General features: G+C 61.3%; 23 protein-coding genes. 2 read left to right on the top strand and 21 right to left on the bottom strand.

All coding sequences use genetic code 11. From position 1 onward, the window contains the following. The first annotated feature begins 175 nt into the window (after positions 1–175). Positions 176–478, top strand: coding sequence for a hypothetical protein (locus VFU66_RS03750; protein ID WP_326444895.1), 303 nt, complete (start codon positions 176–178; stop codon positions 476–478). 42 nt (positions 479–520) lie between these two features. On the opposite strand, the gene VFU66_RS03745 is transcribed toward VFU66_RS03750, so the two are convergent. The 19 genes from VFU66_RS03745 to VFU66_RS03655 all read right to left on the bottom strand — a co-directional run bounded on the left by VFU66_RS03745 (position 521) and on the right by VFU66_RS03655 (position 15384). After that, positions 521–1792: an aminopeptidase gene (locus VFU66_RS03745; RefSeq protein WP_326444894.1), complete on the bottom strand. Its 1272-nt coding sequence runs from the start codon at positions 1790–1792 to the stop codon at positions 521–523. 18 nt (positions 1793–1810) lie between these two features. Then, positions 1811–2494, bottom strand: coding sequence for a 4-hydroxy-tetrahydrodipicolinate reductase (locus VFU66_RS03740; protein WP_326444893.1), 684 nt, complete (start codon positions 2492–2494; stop codon positions 1811–1813). A gap of 10 nt (positions 2495–2504) precedes the next feature. After that, positions 2505–3908, bottom strand: coding sequence for a lysine-sensitive aspartokinase 3 (gene lysC, locus VFU66_RS03735; RefSeq protein WP_326444913.1), 1404 nt, complete (start codon positions 3906–3908; stop codon positions 2505–2507). 26 nt (positions 3909–3934) lie between these two features. Next, on the bottom strand, positions 3935–5044 hold the full coding sequence (gene asd, locus VFU66_RS03730; RefSeq protein WP_326444892.1) for an aspartate-semialdehyde dehydrogenase: 1110 nt from the start codon (positions 5042–5044) through the stop codon (positions 3935–3937). Positions 5045–5136: 92 nt separating this feature from the next. Next, complete coding sequence (locus VFU66_RS03725) at positions 5137–5991, bottom strand: TlpA disulfide reductase family protein (RefSeq protein WP_326444891.1); 855 nt, start codon at positions 5989–5991, stop codon at positions 5137–5139. Positions 5992–6082: 91 nt separating this feature from the next. Further along, positions 6083–6535, bottom strand: coding sequence for a DUF1801 domain-containing protein (locus VFU66_RS03720; protein WP_326444890.1), 453 nt, complete (start codon positions 6533–6535; stop codon positions 6083–6085). A 46-nt stretch (positions 6536–6581) separates the two neighbouring features. Continuing rightward, complete coding sequence (locus VFU66_RS03715; protein WP_326444889.1) at positions 6582–7154, bottom strand: dihydrofolate reductase family protein; 573 nt, start codon at positions 7152–7154, stop codon at positions 6582–6584. Positions 7155–7250: 96 nt separating this feature from the next. Next, entirely contained in the window at positions 7251–7664 is a 414-nt protein-coding gene (locus VFU66_RS03710; protein ID WP_326444888.1) for a DoxX family protein, read from the bottom strand. Beyond that, a complete protein-coding gene (locus VFU66_RS03705; protein ID WP_326444887.1) occupies positions 7661–8092 on the bottom strand; it encodes an SRPBCC family protein in 432 nt (143 codons plus the stop codon). Before VFU66_RS03705 ends, VFU66_RS03710 begins: the two co-directional genes overlap by 4 nt. Beyond that, positions 8089–8415, bottom strand: a complete 327-nt coding sequence (locus VFU66_RS03700) for an ArsR/SmtB family transcription factor (protein WP_326444886.1) — start codon at positions 8413–8415, stop codon at positions 8089–8091. Before VFU66_RS03700 ends, VFU66_RS03705 begins: the two co-directional genes overlap by 4 nt. Before the next feature lie 96 nt (positions 8416–8511). Beyond that, the gene (locus VFU66_RS03695; RefSeq protein WP_326444885.1) at positions 8512–8868 is read right to left on the bottom strand and encodes a hypothetical protein; all 357 of its coding nucleotides are present in this window, start codon (positions 8866–8868) and stop codon (positions 8512–8514) included. A gap of 10 nt (positions 8869–8878) precedes the next feature. Beyond that, entirely contained in the window at positions 8879–9673 is a 795-nt protein-coding gene (locus tag VFU66_RS03690; protein ID WP_326444884.1) for a beta-sandwich domain-containing protein, read from the bottom strand. A 57-nt stretch (positions 9674–9730) separates the two neighbouring features. Further along, complete coding sequence (locus VFU66_RS03685; protein WP_326444883.1) at positions 9731–10756, bottom strand: isocitrate/isopropylmalate dehydrogenase family protein; 1026 nt, start codon at positions 10754–10756, stop codon at positions 9731–9733. Between the two features lie 7 nt (positions 10757–10763). Next, a complete protein-coding gene (nrdR, locus tag VFU66_RS03680; RefSeq protein ID WP_326444882.1) occupies positions 10764–11237 on the bottom strand; it encodes a transcriptional regulator NrdR in 474 nt (157 codons plus the stop codon). Further along, positions 11234–11659, bottom strand: coding sequence for a ribosomal maturation YjgA family protein (locus tag VFU66_RS03675; RefSeq protein WP_326444881.1), 426 nt, complete (start codon positions 11657–11659; stop codon positions 11234–11236). The genes nrdR and VFU66_RS03675 overlap by 4 nt, the downstream gene beginning before the upstream one ends. Continuing rightward, positions 11656–12717 carry a lysylphosphatidylglycerol synthase transmembrane domain-containing protein gene (locus tag VFU66_RS03670; protein WP_326444880.1) on the bottom strand — a complete coding sequence of 354 codons (1062 nt, stop codon included), beginning with the start codon at positions 12715–12717 and terminating at the stop codon, positions 11656–11658. Before VFU66_RS03670 ends, VFU66_RS03675 begins: the two co-directional genes overlap by 4 nt. A gap of 40 nt (positions 12718–12757) precedes the next feature. Beyond that, a complete protein-coding gene (locus tag VFU66_RS03665) occupies positions 12758–13459 on the bottom strand; it encodes a lytic transglycosylase domain-containing protein (RefSeq protein WP_326444879.1) in 702 nt (233 codons plus the stop codon). A gap of 201 nt (positions 13460–13660) precedes the next feature. Continuing rightward, positions 13661–14602: an HAD-IIB family hydrolase gene (locus VFU66_RS03660; protein WP_326444878.1), complete on the bottom strand. Its 942-nt coding sequence runs from the start codon at positions 14600–14602 to the stop codon at positions 13661–13663. A 50-nt stretch (positions 14603–14652) separates the two neighbouring features. Beyond that, the gene (locus VFU66_RS03655) at positions 14653–15384 is read right to left on the bottom strand and encodes a DUF4197 domain-containing protein (protein ID WP_326444877.1); all 732 of its coding nucleotides are present in this window, start codon (positions 15382–15384) and stop codon (positions 14653–14655) included. Positions 15385–15587: 203 nt separating this feature from the next. On the opposite strand from VFU66_RS03655, the gene VFU66_RS03650 reads away from it, so the two are divergent. Continuing rightward, on the top strand, positions 15588–16922 hold the full coding sequence (locus tag VFU66_RS03650; RefSeq protein WP_326444876.1) for an MATE family efflux transporter: 1335 nt from the start codon (positions 15588–15590) through the stop codon (positions 16920–16922). Between the two features lie 15 nt (positions 16923–16937). Here VFU66_RS03650 and VFU66_RS03645 read toward each other — a convergent pair whose 3' ends face one another. Together VFU66_RS03645 and VFU66_RS03640 are read right to left on the bottom strand one after the other, a co-directional pair. After that, a complete protein-coding gene (locus VFU66_RS03645) occupies positions 16938–17846 on the bottom strand; it encodes a DMT family transporter (protein ID WP_326444875.1) in 909 nt (302 codons plus the stop codon). Between the two features lie 178 nt (positions 17847–18024). Further along, positions 18025–18921 (bottom strand): M13-type metalloendopeptidase (locus VFU66_RS03640; protein WP_326444874.1); only part of this gene is annotated, 897 nt, incomplete at its 5' end.

Below are 18921 nucleotides of genomic sequence, written 5' to 3'. Positions count from 1 at the left end.
CCCCCATCTATCTCTGTGGCGCGCTGACCTGTCTACAGGCCGGGCGCTTCGTCACGCCATCAAAACATGAGCAGCAACGACGCGCTGGTTCGCCCGGTTGCGAATCTACTCCTGTGGATATTCGTTGCGATGCTCGATAACTGCCAGCACTACGCTGGATGAGAAAGGACTGCCCATGGGCAGCGTTTACGTAAAGAACGGTACACCGATCGGCTCGGTCTCGCTCTGCACAACGTGCGCTCACGCGCACACCGTGGAAGGCTATCGCGAGTCCGAAGTCATCATTCTGTGTACCTATGCCTCGTATGACCGCGCCTTGTTCATTCCGTTCAAGGTCAAGTCATGTTCCAACCATGCGGACCGTGCCCGTCCGAGCTGGGAACAGATGGAGAAACTGGCTCTCGACGTCAAGCCGCACACCACGCTCAAGACGGTTGGTTTCCTTACAAAGGAAGTTCTCATCCCGGATGAGGACTAGCCAGATGAAAGGCCGGGACGTTCATCGCTCCCGGCCTTGCATCTACACCCACTCTCCCTTGCGCATCAGCGGCTCGGCCTTACCATTGGCGGCGATGCCGTCCACATCCATCGCGCCTGAGCCGATCATCCAGTCCACGTGGATCAGGCTGGAGTTGGCCCCGCGCGCTGCCAGTTCGTCGGCGCTCATCTTGTCGCCGCCGATCAGACACGTCGAGTACGCCTGGCCCAGCGCGATGTGGCTGGCAGCGTTCTCGTCGAACAGCGTGTTCCAGTAGAGCAGACCGCTCTGCGCAATCGGCGAACCATGCGGCACCAGCGCGACTTCGCCCAGGTGGCGTGCGCCTTCGTCGGCGCTGATGAGCCGGTTCAGCGCGTCTTCGCCCGCTGTCGCGGTGGCCTCGACGATCCGGCCGTTCTCAAACCGCACGGCGATATTTTCGATCAGCGTCCCCTGGTGCGAGAGCGGCTTCGACGCGCGCACGCGGCCATTCACGCGGTCTTTGTGCGGAGTCGTGAAGCACTCCTCGGTCGGAATGTTCGGCTGGCAATAGACACCATTGCCCGCGGTCGTTCCGCCGCCTGCCCACAGATGCTCGTCCGCGAGTCCAACGGTGAGGTCCGTTGCACCGTCCTGCGACTTGAAGTGCAGGGCAGAGAATCGCTTCGCATTCAGCAGCTCGACGCGTTTTTTGAGGCGCTCGCCATGCGCACGCCACTCGGCCACCGGATCGTCCACGGCGATGCGCGAGGAGACGAAGATCGCCTCCCACAGCTTTGCCATCGCAACATCCACCGGGTCGTCAGGAAAGACGAGCTTCGCCCACGCGGGCGTTGCGCACGCGACGATGGTCCAGTTGATCTCATGGCGCGTAATCAGCTCCATCGCCGGCTTGCTCGCCTTCGACATGGCAACGTTCGCGCGCGCAACTTTGGCGGGGTCCTGCTTCGAGAGCAGCGCCGGGTTCGCGCCTGCAATCGCCAGCCGCGCCGCACCGCTGCGGAAGCCGTTGGCGACTCCGTCCTGCAACCATACCGGTGCAAAGTCGAAGCTCGCATCCTGCGCGTATTCGTACCGCGCCAACACACTCGGGTCGTCGGAGTAGAGCGTCGTCACCAGCAGCGCACCCGCCTTGTAGGCGTGTTCGGTGATGCGCCGCGCCAAAGGCAGTGCCTCGATGGGGGCCGACATAATCAGCTCCTGCCCGGCACGCAGTCCCAGGCCGATCTTCACCGCGACCTCGGCCAGCCGGTCCAGCTTCTCTTCAAACGCCAGGTCAGAAAACTTCGTCGCCACTGCTTCCGTCACGCTCATCGCACGCCCCCTCGTCGGTTACATCTCCAGAAACACATCGCGGAAGTCGTAGCATCCTGTCCGCGTCGAAAGCCACTCAGCCGCACGCACCGCACCCTCGGCGTATCCACGCCGCGAAAAGGCTTCATGCGTCAGTACCAGCTTGTCGGCCTCACTGTGGGCTACCAGCGTGTGGATTCCCACCACGCCGCCTTCGCGCTTCGCCTCGATGGGAACAGTCTGCCCGCTTGCGGCCTGCACCGTGGCAGCCAGAGTGAGCGCCGTTCCTGAAGGCGAATCGAGCTTCGTCACATGATGCGTCTCTTCGATGGCGAACGTATAGCCGGCGTTCTTCAGAGCCGTGCCCATCTTCTCCGCCAGTTGCAGCATCACCTGAACACCGACCGAGAAGTTCGTCCCATAGAGCAGCGCGCCCTGATGGCGCTTCACCACTTCGCACGCCCGGTCGAGCCTGTCGTACCAGCCCGTCGTGCCTACCACCATCTTCGCGCCGGTGGCGAGACACGCCCTCATGTTGTGAACCACGGCATCAGGAGTCGTGAAGTCGATCACCACATCGAATCCCGCGATAAACGGCGGCGTCAGCGCGGACGCATTCGCGTTCTCCTTCGCGTCCAATACATGAACGCTGTGGCCGCGCTCGGCGGCAACCTCGGCCACCAGCTTGCCAGTCTTGCCCTGTCCCAGCACCAGAATCCGCATTGCGCCCTTCCTATGCCTTGCCGGCCACCTGCACGCGCGCCGTCACGTCAAACACATTTTCATCGGGGTCGACGAAGAACGCTTGATGCAGGCTGCGCACCGCCTCTTCCACATCTTCCTCGTCGATCATGAAGCTCATGTTGATCTCGCTTGCACCCTGCGAGATCATCCGCAGGTTCACGTGGCTCACCGCGCCGAAGACGCGTCCGGCGATGCCGTTGTGTCCGCGAATGTCTTCGCCCACCAGGCACACCAGCGCCTTGTTGCCTTCCATCTTCACGTCGGCGATTTTGCCCAGCTCTTCGCAGATCTCGGGCAACCGCTGATTCGAATCCACGCTCAGTGAGATGCTCACCTCGCTGGTCGAAACCATGTCGATCGCACACTTGTACTTGTCGAAGACATCGAAGACGGCTTTCAGATAGCCGTGCGACATCAGCATCCGGCTGGCCACGATGTCGATGATCGTCAGCCGTTTCTTCGCGGCGATGCTCTTGAACGGGCTCGCGCACTTCACCGGTGTCGCCGTAATCTTCGTGCCTTCGTTCTCCGCGTTGCGCGAGTTCAACACCCACACAGGGATGCTCTTCTGCACCGCAGGCAGAATCGTCGCCGGGTGCAGCACCTTCGCGCCGAAGTAGGCAAGCTCGGCTGCCTCTTCAAAGCTGATCGTCTTCACCCTCAGCGCATCGGGGCAGATGCGCGGATCGGTCGTCATGATGCCGTTTACGTCCGTCCAGATTTCGATCGCGCCTGCGTGCAGTCCGCCGCCCACCAGCGCAGCCGTGTAGTCGCTGCCGCCGCGTCCCAACGTCGTTGTAATGCCCTCGGCGTTCGAGCCGATGAATCCGCCCATCACCGGCGTCTTTCCGGCAACGACCAGCGGCAGTACCAGCTCACGCAGCTTCTCCTCGATGGCCGCCTCCTGCGGAGCAGCCTTGCCGTAGTGCGAATCCGTAATGATGCACGTGCGCGCGTCCACATGCACGCCGTTCAGGCCGCGCTGCTCGAAGGCCGCCGCGACCATCTGGCTCGAAAGCCGTTCGCCGAAGCTGACCACCAGATCATTGGTACGCGCGGTCAGCTCACCCACGGCGGCGATGCCGCGCAGCAGATCGTCCAGCGCGTCGAACTCGCGGTGAATCGCCGGATGCACCCGCTCGACGCGCTCGGCATCGAGCAGGTCGCTGGCTGTATCAATATGCCGATGACGCAACCGCGCGCTGATGGCCAGCGCGCCCGCCTTGTCATCGCGTCCCGCGGCAGCCGCCGCAGCCAGCAGATGATCCGTCACCTTCGCCATTGCCGAGACGACCACGATGGCATCGAGCCCGCGCTCGCGCCGTCCGCGCACGATCGCTGCCGTGCGCTCCATCGCAACAGCGTCCTCGACGGACGTGCCGCCAAACTTCATTACGACCAGATTCTCTCGCGCCACGCTCAAGCCAGCACCGCCTGACGCTCACTCTTCGCCGCAGGCGCAATGCCGAGCTTATCCAGCTTGCCGGTACGCGCCAGCACTTCGGCGTTCAACAGCGCCGCTCCGGCAGCGCCGCGAATCGTATTGTGAGAGAGCACCACAAACTTCCAGTCCAGCAGCGAGCACTCGCGCAGCCGCCCCACGGTCGAAGCCATCCCGCGCCCGCGCATCCGGTCCAGTCGCGGCTGTGGACGGTCTTCCGCTTCGTCAAATTCAACAGGCTGGTCCGGGGCCGTCGGCAGATGCTGCCCGGCCAGCGGCGTAAACTCACGCCACGCCGCCAGAATCTCCTCGCGCGAAGCCTTCTTCCTGAACTTTACGCTGACGCACTCGGTGTGCCCGTCCTCGACGGCGACGCGGTTGCAGTGCGCGCTCACCTTCGCGTTCAGCATCTTGATCGACCCGCCGTTCAACGAGCCGAGCAGTTTGCCCACCTCTTCCTGCATCTTCTCTTCTTCGTTCTTGATGAACGGAACGACGTTGCCGAGGATGTCCAGCGAAGCCACACCCGGATACCCCGCGCCGCTCACCGCCTGCATCGTCGTGACAAACAGGCCCTCGATGCCGAAACGTTCCTCAAGCGGCTTCAGCGCCAGTACCAGCCCAATGGCCGAGCAGTTCGGGTTGGTCACAATATACCCGCCGCTCTGTTTCCGCCACTGCTGCGTCTCCAGCAGAGCGAGGTGGTCGGCGTTCACCTCAGGCACCACCAGCGGCACATCGGCCACCATGCGAAAGGCGCTCGAGTTCGAGATCACCGCGCACCCGGCGGCGGCAAACTTCGGCTCCAGCTCGCGGGCAATGTCCGCGTCCAGAGCGGCAAAGATAATCTTCGGAAGCTCACCCTTCGCGCCCTCGGGCACGTTCGGCTCCACCGTCATGGCGGCAATGTGCCTGGGCAGCGGAGTGTCGAGCTTCCACTTGCACGCCTCGCCATACGTCTTGCCCGCGCTGCGATCGCTCGCCGCCAGCCACGCGATCTCAAACCACGGGTGATTGCTCAGTAATTGAATGAAACGCTGCCCGACCATGCCGGTAGCGCCAAGAATGCCAACTTTACGCCGTTCCATATCTCTTAAGGATACCCGACCCGCACAAAACCGTCACATGCGGGAACCGGGCGGCCTGACAGACATGGCTGCCTCATTCCGCCTGATCGAAGTCACGGGTGTAAGCCAGCTTGTGCCAGCATCGTCAGAAACTGGTGCTGGGTACACATATCGATGGAGCGGGCGACCAGCTTGCCCTCGCGGTCGAAGACAAAGCTCTGTGGGATTCCGGTAATGTGGAACTCCTGAGCGACCTTACCGCCCGCGTCAAGCAGGACTGGAGGATGATAGCCCCATTGACCGATGAGCTGGGAGACTTTGAACGGATCTTCATTTGTGATGGAGAGAACGACCAGGCCCTGCGACTCAAAGTGCGTGTAGATCGCGTCGAGGTCAGGCATCTCGACGCGGCACGGTGGACACCAGGTTGCCCAGAAGTTAACCAGAACGATCTTGCCCCGCAGCTCCGAGAGCGTGAACTTTTTTCCATGCAGGTCCTTAAGCGTAAAGTCAGCCTTCGCAATGTCCGCGTCATTGGCGGCAAGTATGTCGCTGGCTTTGTCGAAGAGAGGGTCCTTGAGCGTGACGGTGACGTGTTCGTACCGGACCAGCCTTGCAAGGTCCACGTACGGCATCGGCGGCGGCTGGTCGCTCTTCTTGGTGGCAATCGGATTCTCCGAGAGCGCCTGCGCCAGCGTCTCGGCGACAGTCTGGAGCGCCTCCTGCCCGGGGTCGCCCTCGGTAACAAGGTGCGACAGGGCATCGGCCAGTTTCAACTTCGGAAGCCCGGCGGGAAGCGTGCGGATGTCATTGGCAATCTCAATCGTGGCGGCAGGGCGCTGGGCCGTTGGAACGGAGCGTAGTTTGCCGAGTTGTTTCTCAATGGAGGACTCCGTCACCGCGGCTTGTGCGCACGCAGCGGCGAGAAGGGCGATGACGAGAAGAGTCGTGCCGCGAAGCCAGTGCATGTTCGCTTGCTCCTTATAGGTCCGCGCCATTCTAGCCGAAGTTGTTCTTAGGTAAAACGAAATTCATCGAGAGCCGCGACCTGCGCCGAAACTAGTCAGCCCGCCTGCTGCTCGCTGACCGGGGCTTCGGCTTGCTCCTGCGAGCCTGCCCCTCAAGATTGAGCGCCACCGCAGCACGAATCAGCGCCTTCAACGCCGCTTCATTAATCTTCTCGCCTTCGTGAATATCAATCGCGCGCCTGACATTCCCCTCAAGGCTGGAGTTGAACAAACCGGCAGGATCATCGAGCGAAGCGCCTTTGGCAAAGGTTAACTTGACGGCGCTCTTATACGTCTCGCCCGTGCAGATGATGCCGCCGCGCGACCACACAGGCACCCCCGGCGAAGTCGCCTTGGCCCATTTCCACTCTTCGACGATCTCCGGATCGGTCTTCACGATAATCGCGCGCACCTTCGCCAGCGTCTTCCCGCGCCAGTCCCCAAGCTCGCCGATCTTCGCATCAATCGACGCAGAGGCAGATTTCACTGCAACAGCCTTTTTCATATCCAGATCCTCTCTCGCACCTGATCTATCCATGCTTGCAGACCCTTCACGCCCGAGCGGCAGAGTACGACAGCTCGACAAAACCATTCCTGTAAGCGACGACGTTCTTCAAACTCCACCTCTCCTCCGCCATGCCGCCACTGAACAGCCGGAGTCCTTCACCCAACAGGACAGGCGCGATTACCAGCCTGATTTCGTCCACCATGCCGAGTTCCAAAAATCGCTGGCACAACATCGCCCCGCCCACGAGCCAGATGTTGCGATAGCGGGGCCCGAGTTGCACGTCCATCAATGTCTTGAGATCGCCCGCATAGAACTCGACGCTCTTTCTCGCCGAAGGCAACTCTCTGCCCGTTACCACCATGACCGGAGTATCGCCGTAGGGCCAGCCCAGTTCAAGTGCGTGTTCATAGGTGCGGGAACCGAGCACGTAACAGTCGATTGTTTTAACAAAGCTCGCCGCTTCTTCTTCGGAAATGGTCACCCCGGCTTCGTAGACGCTCCCAGTACTCTCCAGCCAGGAGACGCTGTTGTCCTTCCTGGCGATGAAGCCATCCAGACTGGAAACCATGTGCAAGGTGACACATCGTTCCTGTGCATTTCCTTCGTTGCGCGACATAGTCCTCCTCGCTTTGGCCGATGTGACCGGGGCCTGACGGGTGGCCCACACCTGACCGTACCACCTGTCCTCACGGATGAACTACTCGTCTCGTGTTTATGCCGGCGTACCGTATTTTGCTGGAACGAAGCCGGCAACGACGCGGCTCTCCGGCCGCAGCGCCCACGATGCCACCATAAGACCGGCAATGGCGAGCGGAGCGATGACGTGAAATCCATAAGCCCCGTAACCGCCAATCGAAGCGTTGGACGCGGCTGCACCCGTCAGGTCGAAGAAGATACCGGCATACGCCCATTCTTTGAGCCGCGGAAAACGCGGCACGAGGATGGCGATCGCTCCAAGCACCTTCCAGACACCCAGTATGGTTACAAAGTACGCCGGATAGCCAAGGATGCGCACAAAGCCATCGACCGTGGCCTGCACATGCGCCACCTGCGCAGCGCCGCCGCTTCCGATAAAGAACGCCACGAGGACGGTCGTCGTCCAATACGCAATGCTCTTTCCCTTCATGCCGCATCCCCGCCGAGCACCTTCTCCAGCTTGTTGAAGAAGCTCTGCCAGCCGTACTTTGCTCCACCATACGCCTGCGGCATATCGGGACCGAAGCCGGACTGCTCCATGCGCAGATGCGTGCCGCCGTCCGTCGGCGTCAGCGTCCACAGCACCAGGAAATTCGCACCCATGGAACTCCACGTATAGGAGAGCTGCTTCAACGGATCGACGACGCGCACCTCGCAGTCGATCACGCCGTCCCAGCCCTGCACGGGCTGCGAGCGGAACTGAAACTTTCGCCCCACCGTCGGTTCGAAGTCATTCCTCATCAGCCACTCGGCCAACAGCGCATTTTCAGTGAGCGCGCGCCACAGCTTTGCAGGCGGGTGCGCGAATACTCGTTCGACGACAAGCGTTGCAGGATTGCTCTGAACTGAATTGCTCATGGTTTCATCCTTTCCAAAACTTCTTCAAGCCGGTCGAACCGGTCGTGCCAGAACGCGCCATACACCTTTAGCCAATCCGCCATCGAAGCCAGTGCCTCGGGCCGCGCGCGATAGTGCGTCTCGCGCCCCTCGCGGCGATGCCCGACCAGCTTCGCCCGCTTCAGCACGGACAGGTGCTTCGAGACAGCAGGCTGCGACACGCCAGCATACCGGGTCAGCGCGTGGACGGTCTGCTCGCCCTGCCGCGCCATCTCCTCGAAGAGGGACCGGCGCGTCGGGTCGGCGAGAGCGCGAAACACGTTGTCGGCATTGGCCTGCTTCATGCTTAAACCATAACCGTATGGTTATGGTTAGTCAAGTAAAAAATCTGAAGGGAGGATTTGGCGCCCATCCCCGTGCCGATGCTCTGTCGTTGCTATTTACGAATCCCGATACCGTCTATGCCGCATCTTGTGCCCACTGCCGCCCCAGACCAGGAGCGCCACCACCAGATGGATGATGAACCACAGGCTCAGTCCCTGATCCACATAAATCAGAAACAGCACCAGGATGCGAGGCAGAAAGACAGCGAACAGCAGCGGGATGATGCTGTGCAGATGAAAGGGAGCCAGCCCGCCCTGGAGCCACATCACAAACAGCGCAATGCGGGGCAGGAACAGCGCGAACACCAGAAACCACAGCGGCAGGCTGTGGGTTGCGAATGAGAGCGAGATGGTCATTTGTTTTTCGACCACCGCAAGCACAGCCGTTCCACAGGTCAAAAGTGCAGCGACCATCCGGGCCTCCTCACTTCATCGAATACGTAAAGTCCGCCTTGCTTGTCTTCTGCGGAGCGACCGTCACGGTCATGGTCTGCTCGCCCAGCTTTTCATGCACCGCTGCCAGAGTATACGTCCCCGGCGGCAGTCCTTTGATGGTAAATTTTCCGTCCGCATCCGACACCGCAAAGTACGGCGTCGCCGAAACGTTGATAAACGCATTCATCCACGGATGGTTGTTGCACCGGACCGGCATCATCGTCTCCGGCGCGCTGAACATCTTGCTGTCAGGGCCGCCGTTCGCCGCCTGCGAGACATCGAACGCGGGGTTGCCCGCCACGTCCGGCATGGTGTGGATGTTATGCATCGTCGCGTCGGAGTTTTTAAACTCGACCGGTTCGCCCGCCATTACCGCAATCACATGCGGAACATACTTGCAGCCAATCTGGTCCAGCACCACGGGCACCGTGTCGGTCGCGGGCTGCGTCATCGCCGCAGGAGGCCCGTTCTTCACGTAGAGATAGACATTGGCCAGCTTGCCGTCCTTCACCACATACTGTTCCGCGTAGTTGTCGCCGCCCGTCATGGCGCACACAGGGTCCTGGCTCATGTCAATCTTCAGCCGCTCGGGAGCCTTGCCGCTGAAGTGGATCGTGCCGCTGATCGTCCCAAGCGTTGCCGGGTCCAGAGGGACGACCGGAACCTGAGGCCGCGCCTTCGCTTCAGAAGCCGCGCCCTCATGCGTCGCCGTCTTCGACTTGCAACCCGCCAGCCCGCTCGCCAGAACCGCAACCGCCAACCAACCCCAAACCCGGCTTATCATGCCAACCTCATTCCTTCTACCGCAACTGTCAACTGATAATGGACAACTGATAACGAACTACTCCATTGCCGCAACAACAGCCTCGGCAAACTCCCGCGTACCGCTCGTGCCGCCCACGTCCTTCGTCAGCACCTTGCCTTCGCGGTAGACCTGCTCCAGCGCCGTCTGCACCCGCTCGGCTGTCGCGCCTTCGTTGATGTGGTGCAGCATCAGCACCGCGCTTTGCAGCAGCGCCGTGGGGTTCGCCATATTCTTTCCGGCAATGTCAGGAGCAGAGCCATGCACGGCCTCGAAGATCGCGCACTCCGTCCCCAGGTTCGCGCCCGGCACCAGCCCCAGCCCGCCCACAAACGCGCTGCACAGGTCGCTGATAATGTCGCCGTAAAGATTTTCAGTCAGCAGAATGTCGTACTGGTACGGGTTCATGACCAGTTGCATACAGGCGTTGTCCACGATGTGCTCTTTGTATTCGACCTCGGGAAACTTCTCGGCAACACTGCGGCAGCAGCGCAGGAAGAGCCCATCCGACAGCTTCATAATGTTCGCCTTGTGGATGGCGTGGACCTTCTTCCGCGCATGCTTCCGCGCATAGTCAAACGCAAACTGCGCAATCCGCGTCGAGCCCTTTTCCGTGATGATCTTGAGCGCCTGCACCACACCCGGCACGACCGTGTGTTCAAGGCCCGCGTACAGGTCTTCCATGTTCTCGCGCACAATGATGAGGTCAATGTCCGGATACTTCGACTTCAACCCGGGCAGGCTCTTCACCGGACGAAAGTTCGCAAACAGTTCGAACTTCTGCCGCAGTGTTACGTTGATCGACGTAAACCCGCCGCCCACCGGCGTCGTTACCGGCCCCTTCAGCGCCACGCGGTTCTCTTCAATCGACTCGTAGAGGGCCTTCGGAATATACTCGCCGGTCTTCTCGAATGCATCGGCGCCGGCATTGTGCATGTGCCACTCGAACTTCACCCCCGTCGCCGTGCCCGCTGCCTCGACGATCTTCACCACAGCACCCGAAACCTCAGGCCCAATCCCATCGCCGGGAATCAACGTAATCTTGTGTGTCTTCTTCGTTGTCATCGTCACCTTACTTCCGCCGCTTCGTATCTTTTCCGCTCAGCAACTCTTCCAGTTCCGCCTTGAACTCGCGCACGTCCTTGAAGTCGCGGTACACGCTCGCAAACCGGATATACGCCACGGTGTCGATATGCTTGAGCCGGTTCATAATCAGCTCGCCCACCTCGGTGGTCGTCCGCTCGCGCTCCGGCGAATCGACCACGAAGGCTTCGGTCTCGTCCACAATCTGTTCAAGCCGCACAGCCGGCACGGGCCGCTTCTCGCACGCATGGAGCAGCCCGCTCAGCACCTTCTGCCGGTCGAACTTCTCGCGTCGTCCGTCCTTCTTCACCACCATGTAGGGGATCTCGTCGATGCGTTCGTAGGTCGTGAATCGCTTGTTACAGCCTTCACACTCGCGCCGCCTGCGGATCGAGTCCGCCTCTTTGCTCTCGCGCGAATCGACCACTCGGTCCTGGGCAAAACCACAGTAGGGACATTTCATCGGGGCTGGTTCGATTTTAGCAGCGCGCGATTACCGGCACGCCTGATGATGATTGCATCCAGCAGCGCGCCCGCAGCAATCGCCACCCAATACGCCACGATGTTCCACACGGAAAAGTATCGCCCCAGCAACACCGCTCCAGCCAGGCTCGCACGAAAGGCGTCGAGCCATGCCAGGTGATAGAGCCGCGAAAACTCCACCAGCGTCGCAATCGCACCCGCAACCAGGGCCAGCGCCGCAGGACTTCGTCGTGGCCACGCCAGAACGAGCACCCAGTAGATCATCACCGCCCAGAGCGTCGAGCCGCCATACTTCATCACAAACCACGGCAACCCCAGCGGCGCAAACCGCACTGTCAATCCCGCGGCAACTGTCGCCAGTGCCAGGCACAGATAGACGGGTCTTCGATACCCCGCGTTCACTCGGCCGTGCCTGCATCCGCCGCGATGGTCGCGTCCTTTGCCGCTCCGCTTTCATCGGCAATCTTCTTCAGGCTCACGTGCTCAATCTGCGAATAGACCAGCCCCGTTGGGATGATGCAGAGGAACGTCACCAGCAGCAGCAGCGCGCCGCAGGCCGTGGCAGCTTCAATCGGCGCGCCGTAGAACTCATGCATCGCAGCCGCGGTGACGGCGATCTGCGTAAACCATCCAATGATCGGCAACTGCAACAGCGACCCGCCGATGCTGGCCGCCATCAACAGCATGGTGCGCGAGAACGTCAGCGACGCCAGTTCAGGCGTGTGCACAAAGGCGTGCGCCGTCTGCACATACGCCCAGCCAATCAAAAGCCACATCAGCAGCGAGATGGCCGCCGTCACGCCGAAGTCCTTCGCCGACTTCAGCGCGTTCAGCCCATCGCGGAACCCGAGTATCTTCGACGAGATGCTCTCGCCCGCAGATTTTGAAAGCAGCCCCACCGTGCCGCGCGCAAAGCCAGCGACCACACCTCCGGCCAGCCGCACCACGCCCGCGAAGACGGCAATCACCAGCGTCAGGGCCAGGCTCACCACACCCGCGCGCACGAAGACGTCGTGATGCGGCAGGGTCTTCGGCGTAAACGCAAGCGCGCTCGAAAACACCAGCGCCGCCGCGCCCAGGTCGAACATACGCTCAATCGTGTAGACGGCCACCTGCGTGCTCAGCGGCAGCTCCACACGTCGTGCCACCAGGTAGGGCCGCGTCAAATCCGCCAGCCTGCCAAACAGAGCCACCGCCGTAAACCCGATGAACTGCGGCCCCAGCAGCGTCACTGCCGGAACTTTCTTCGTCGGCGAAAGAAACACGGCCCACCGCACCGAGCGCAGCCAGTACGTCGCATAGATCAGCGCAATGCCTGCCCAGATGTGCCGCCAGCTCACGAACCGCAACTGCTGCCAGAACATCTTCCAGTCGAAGTGGACCTTGTCGCGGAAGACCGCAACCAGCACCGCCAGCGCCGCCACAACGACGGCCCAAAAGATCAGTTTCCGTTTGTTCATAGAAAATTCGGCCCAGCCGCACTGCGGGCCTCACCCAATCCTACTGCCCGCGGGCCGCCACGGCCATCCGCTTGCGCCGGTTGAACTCTCGAATCACGCGCGCCACATACGCCCGCGTCTCGTGGTACGGAGGCACGCCATGATATTTGTCCACCGCGCCCGGCCCGGCATTGTAAGCAGCCAGCGCCAGCGCAACGTTATCGTGATACCGCGTCAGCAACTCATCCAGATACGCTGTCCCGCCCGCGATGTTTTCATCAGGACGAAACGAATCCTTCACGCCCAGTGTGTTCGCAGTCGCAGGCATCAACTGCATCAGCCCGCGCGCGCCCGTGCGCGAGACCGCCCGCACCTGCCCGCCGCTCTCGGCACGCACTACGCTTGCCAGCAGGTCTTTATCAATATCGTGAGCAGCCCCGGCGTGCGCCAGCATCTCGCGCATCTCTGTCCTGGTGAGCGCAACGGAAGGAGGAGCGTTTTTCACCGCGACCGGCGTGCTTGCGGCTACAGGCCGCGGCGGGTCCGGCATCGTCTCCACGCGAACCACATCTCCGGCCGCAACTTCAAGATAATTCGCGTCATTCTGCGCGCTGTTCAGATACAGCCGAACCCGGCCCCCAACCGCTTCGCGCCGCACGCAATCCACGGCAAACCCGTTCTTCAGCGTCACATGCTCCATGGCTCCAGCCAGCGGACATACCATGATCGCCAGCACGCCCAGCCACGCCGCATTCGCACGCATCACCACTCTAAAAGCCTACCATCCGAGCGCGGGAATCCCTCTCCCACCATCGCGTCATGCGGCGAAATGCCTAGCACCGATGACACCGATTAAAAGCGACCGCGGATTGACGCGGATGAACACGGATTCTCTGCTTTTATCCGCGCAATCCGTGAAAATCCGTGGTCGAATCGGTGTTATCGGTGCAGATCGCTTAAGTCTTTACTCACCGGCCATCGCCGCCAGAGCCGCCTCAATCGTCTCCGCAACTCCATCTTCGTCATGGCGTTTCGCCACCGCCCAACCGCGCTCGTGCGCCAGCCGGAGCAGGTCCCCGGGAGCATTCCCCATCAACACAGCCCTGCCCGCAATCTCCAGCATCGAGAGGTCATTCCAGTTGTCGCCAATCGCTACAATCTCTTCGCGGCGAACTCCACGGCTCGCCGCCAGCCGCAGCAGCGCCGCGCCCTTGCTGCATCCTGCGGGCAGAATATCCACGATGCTCAGGTTGCGCTCCGGATACTCCGTCCTGTGCAGCGCCACTTCAAGTGACGTTTCGCCATCAAACTGCGCCGTGTGCGTGATGCTCGGCGCGGAGATCGCAGGATGCTCCAGCAGCCGCGCCTCGGCCCTGCGCATCCGCTCCACTGTGCCGCACACCATCATCTGAATCGGCGCTTCACCGTCAAGCGCCCGCTCGATTGGATCGACGTGAGCAATATACGGCTCATTGGCTGCCATCCACCGGCCAATGCTCGCGTTCAGCTCCTCCAGCCGCTCCACCACCAGCGCGCCGCGCGAGTCTTCGCCATCGGGGCCAACTTTGTCGAAGGTCATCACCAGCGCATCGCGGAACTCATCCACATGCCCGCAGAGCCACCGTGCTGTTTCGACCGGCAGCATGGTCCGCTCCAGCAGCCGCGAACCAATCGTCCGCGTCACCGTGCCATTCGAGCTGATCAGCGCATCATCCTCGCCCAACCCAAGCCCGCGCAGCACCTTCATCGCATAACAGTGCCGCCGCCCCGTCGCCACCACCACCGAAACGCCCGCATGCTCCGCAGCCTTCATCGCGGCAAGGTTCCGCTCACTCACCCGCCCGTCCACCGCCAGCGTTCCATCAATATCGACCGCAATCAGCCGCACCGCGCCAAACTCATCCATCCCTTCATTCTCTCAACCCAACCGAATCCCGTCACTCCCAACGAACATCGCTAATGCCCGAAGACCTGCTTCAACAGCGCAGTAGACCGCGCAGCCGGATTCGTTCGGATTTCCTTTTCCTGCTGCCCAAGCATGTAAAACAAGCCGTCAAGCGCCTTATTCACCACGTAGGTATTGATGTCCATACTGGAGCTATTCATAAATGGCATCTTCGGCACCTGACCCACCAGCGCCTCGTACTGCTGCGTGACACCATTGGTCTTCATGGCAGCTTCGACATGCGGACGGAAGGCAGCCGCAAGTTGCGCAGAGGTCTTCGACTTGAAGTAGTCCGTGATCGACGTATTGCCGCCATTCAGCAGCTTCCGGGCATCGTCAATCGTCATCGCCTTCACGGCATTGCCGAAGATCGTCGCCGCCTCAGGAGCCGCACTCTCCGCAGCGTGATTCATGCTGGCGACAAAATCGTCAATCTTCGGCCCTTGCCCAGCCGCGCGGAGAACCTTCTCCACAGGCCGCAGATTCTGCGGAAGCAGAATCTTGATCTCTTCATTGTCGAGATAGCCGCCTGGCCTGGCCACCAGCTTGACCGCCCTCTGGGTGCCCACCGAAAGCGCGTCCTTCAAGCCGGAAGCAATCTTCGTATCGTCCAGCCCGGAGGCGTTGTTCGGCTTGTTCCCCAATCCCGGGATCTGTGGGATCTGAGGGAACTGTGCATTCAAACTCAAGCTGCCCAGGAAAAAGACAACGAAAGCTGCGATACGAGACATACGATGCGTCATGGCTGCAACTCCTTTGTAAGGAGTCGGAGTATATACCTCACGCTCAACATCAGGCACATACGATCGAGCCGCCGCTGCCCGGCATAATCCGCAAATGCAGGTCCACCCGGCGCGCAACATTAAAAATTTAGAATGAACCCTCCACCCTCCGCGGAGATACACCTCAGACCAGACCCATGCTCATCCGCAACCAAATCCGCCCGATGCTCACACTTGCGCTGCCGCTCATCGCAGCCGAGCTTGGCTGGATGTCGATGACCATCGTGGACACCATCATGGTCGGCCACATGCACAACGCCGCGCTTAACATCGCCGCCGCTTCACTCGGCCAGATTCTCTACAACACCCTCGCCTTCGGCATCGCGGGCATCCTGCTCAGCCTCGACACCTACCTTGCGCAGTCGCACGGCGCAGGCCACTACGACGAAGCCAACCGCTGGCTCTACCACGGACTCGTCCTCGCCGCCGCGCTTGCAGCCATCCTCGCCATCCTCATTGCAGCCGCGCCGCTTGTGATGTTCCATCTTCCCATCGACCGCAGCATCCTCAGCGGTTCCGCGGTATTTCTGCACGCGCTCAACTGGGGCACGCCCACGCTCTTCCTTTACTTCACCCTGCGCCGCTATCTGCAGGCCTTCAACCACGCGCGCCCCATCGCCGTCGCGCTCATCACGGCCAACCTGCTCAACTTCCTCGGCGACTGGCTCCTCATCTTCGGCAACAACATCGGCCCCATCCACATCCCCGCGCTCGGCATCTACGGGGCGGGCCTCGCCACTTCCATCGCACGCCTTTACCTCGCGCTCTTCCTCGTCATCACCATCTGCCGTGTCGAGCGCAAGCACAACTATGGCCTCCGCTCGATGCTGCGGCACATCGAAAGCTCGCGCCTGCGCAGCCTCACCCTGCTCGGCGCGCCGGCCGGCGGACAGATCTTCGTCGAGATCGCCATCTTCGGCACCGTCACCTTTCTCATCGGAACCATGGGCCCACTCCCGCTCTCCGGCCATGAGATCGCGTTGAACTGCGCCAGCTTCACCTTCATGGTTCCGTTCGCCATCTCAGCCGCCGCCGCCGTGCGCGTCGGGCAGGGAATCGGCCGTAAGGCTCCGTCCGAAGCCGCCGCCGCAGGCTGGGCAGCCATGCTCCTGGGCGCGGCCTGCATGTCCACCTTCGCGGTCATACTCTTCTTCTTCGCGCACGACATCGCGCGCGCCTTCACGCCAAATCACGCTGTCATCGACGCTACGGTGCCGCTGCTCTACGTCGCTGCATTCTTCCAGTTCTTCGACGGCGTGCAGATCACCGCCACCGGCGCGCTGCGCGGCGCAGGCAACACCCACGCCGGGCTCATCTCGCACTTCATCGGCTACTGGATCATCGGCCTGCCCATCGGCTGTCTGCTCGCCTTCCGCCTGCATTACGGAGCAGTCGGTCTATGGTGCGGCCTCTCCGCCGGACTCATCATCGCCAGCACCGCTCTCACGACGATCTGGCGACGAACGACGAGGAAGCTTGTACTGGTCCCTACTCCCTGATCCCTGTTGCTGCCTTTAAGTCACCGGCATCTGCTCGCGTGCTCTCGACTCCGACCGTGTCGTCAGCGTCACCGCCGCCGCCAGGATCAACCCGCCGCCCATCCACGCATTCGGGCCCAAGTGTTCGCCCAGCACCAGCACGCCGAGCAGACTCCCAATCAGCGGCTCCATATTCAGCAGCACGCCAGCTTCGGAGGCAGGCACCTGCGTCATCCCCCAGTTCCACAGCAGTGTCGTCGTCGAGGTACACAGCAGCCCGCTTGCCGCCAGCGCCAGCCACGCCTCCGTCGAAATCCCATGCACCGGCGGCATCCCATAGCGCACCGGCACCCACACCGCCAGCATCACCGTCCCCAGCAAAATGCCATACGCCGTCACCACGACAGCCGAGTGCCGCTCCATCAACTGTTTGTTCAGCAAGACCCAGAACATCCCCACCACCAGCGACGCGACCACCAGCAGGTCGCCAGCGCGCGAAGCTCCGCCTCCCGAATGTTTCAGCGCAATCAGCGCCGCGCCGCAGCTCGACACCGCCAGCGCCCCCCACCCCACCGCATCCAGCCGCTCATGCACCATTACCGCCGCGCCAGCCGCCAGAATCACCGGCATCATCCCCACCATCAGCGAGGCGTGGCTCACCGTCGTCAACGAAAGCCCGTAGAACTGAAGCAGAAATTGCAGCGGAATTCCCAGAAACGCCGTCAGCGTTAACAAGCCCCACTCACGCGCGTTCAGCTCCGGCCGATGCGTCACCATCAGCGGAGCCAATGCAAGCACCGCAAACAGAAACCGGTACAACACCATGTGCGGAACGCCCATCTCGCGCAGCGCAATCTTGCCGAAGAAAAATCCACATCCCCAAAGCGAACTGGCCACAAAACAAGCCGCAAACCCCGCTGCCCGCCCCTTCACCAAAGCCGCCATACCTCCACTCTCGCACAACACAGGGTGTAGGGTGTAGGGAATAGGGCGTAGGAGCAACAGGGGAACGAGGGGCGGAAGTAGAAGAAAACTCTCTCGCTTAACAGAGACACGAAAGAGCGGAAGCCGAAGCCTCCGCTCTCATGGCTACACCCTATTCCCTACACCCTACACCCTGCTTCTACCAAACTCGGCAGCTATTCACCGGAACCATCGGCGCGCCCTTCTTGCATCCAAACGCCGCCGCGAATCCCGGCTGATTCACAATCGCGCCATTGGCCCTGAAGTGGTCCGGCGAGTGCGGATCCGTCAGCACCTGCGTCCGCACCATCTCCGGCCGCGAGTTCTCGCACCAGTTCTGCGCGTATGCAATGTAGAAGCGTTGCTCGGGAGTGTAGCCGTCCTTCTTCGCGGTCAGGTCCACGCCCTCTTTCTTTGCGCGATCCATATATGCCATGAAGGCCAGCACCAGCCCGCCGTTGTCCGCGGTATTTTCACCCAGCGTCAGCTTGCCGTTGATCTTCACATCGTCAACCGCAGTGAACCCGCCATACTCATTCACCAGACAATCCGTGCGCTGCTCGAAGTTCTTCTTGTCGGCATCGGTCCACCAGTTGTCCAGATTGCCCTTACCGTCGAACTTCATTCCCTGATCGTCGAACCCATGCGTCAGCTCATGCCCAATCACCGCGCCGATGTGCCCGTAGTTCACCGCATCGTCCTGTGTCTTGTCGTAGAACGCAGGCTGCAAAATCCCCGCAGGAAAGTTGATATCGTTCATGCTCGGGTCGTAGTACGCATTCACCGTCGGCGGAGTCATGCCCCACTCGGTGCGGTCCACCGGCTTGCCGATCTTGTTCAACTGGCGATCATTCTCAAACGCATTCGCGCGCTGCGAATTCCCCAGCGCATCATCCGCCTTCACGTCCAGCTTCGAGTAGTCGCGCCATTTATCCGGATAGCCAATCTTGTTCGCCACCAGATGCAGCTTGTCCTTGGCCCGCACCTTCGTCGGCTCCGACATCCACTCCAGCGAATCGATGTCGCGGTCCATCGCATTCTCGATGTCATGCACCAT

Source organism: Edaphobacter sp., from assembly GCF_035763405.1.
Taxonomy (GTDB): Bacteria; Acidobacteriota; Terriglobia; order Terriglobales; family Acidobacteriaceae; genus Edaphobacter.
The sequence above is the reverse complement of the archived record's forward strand: the minus strand, read 5'-3'. Positions and strand labels throughout refer to the sequence as shown.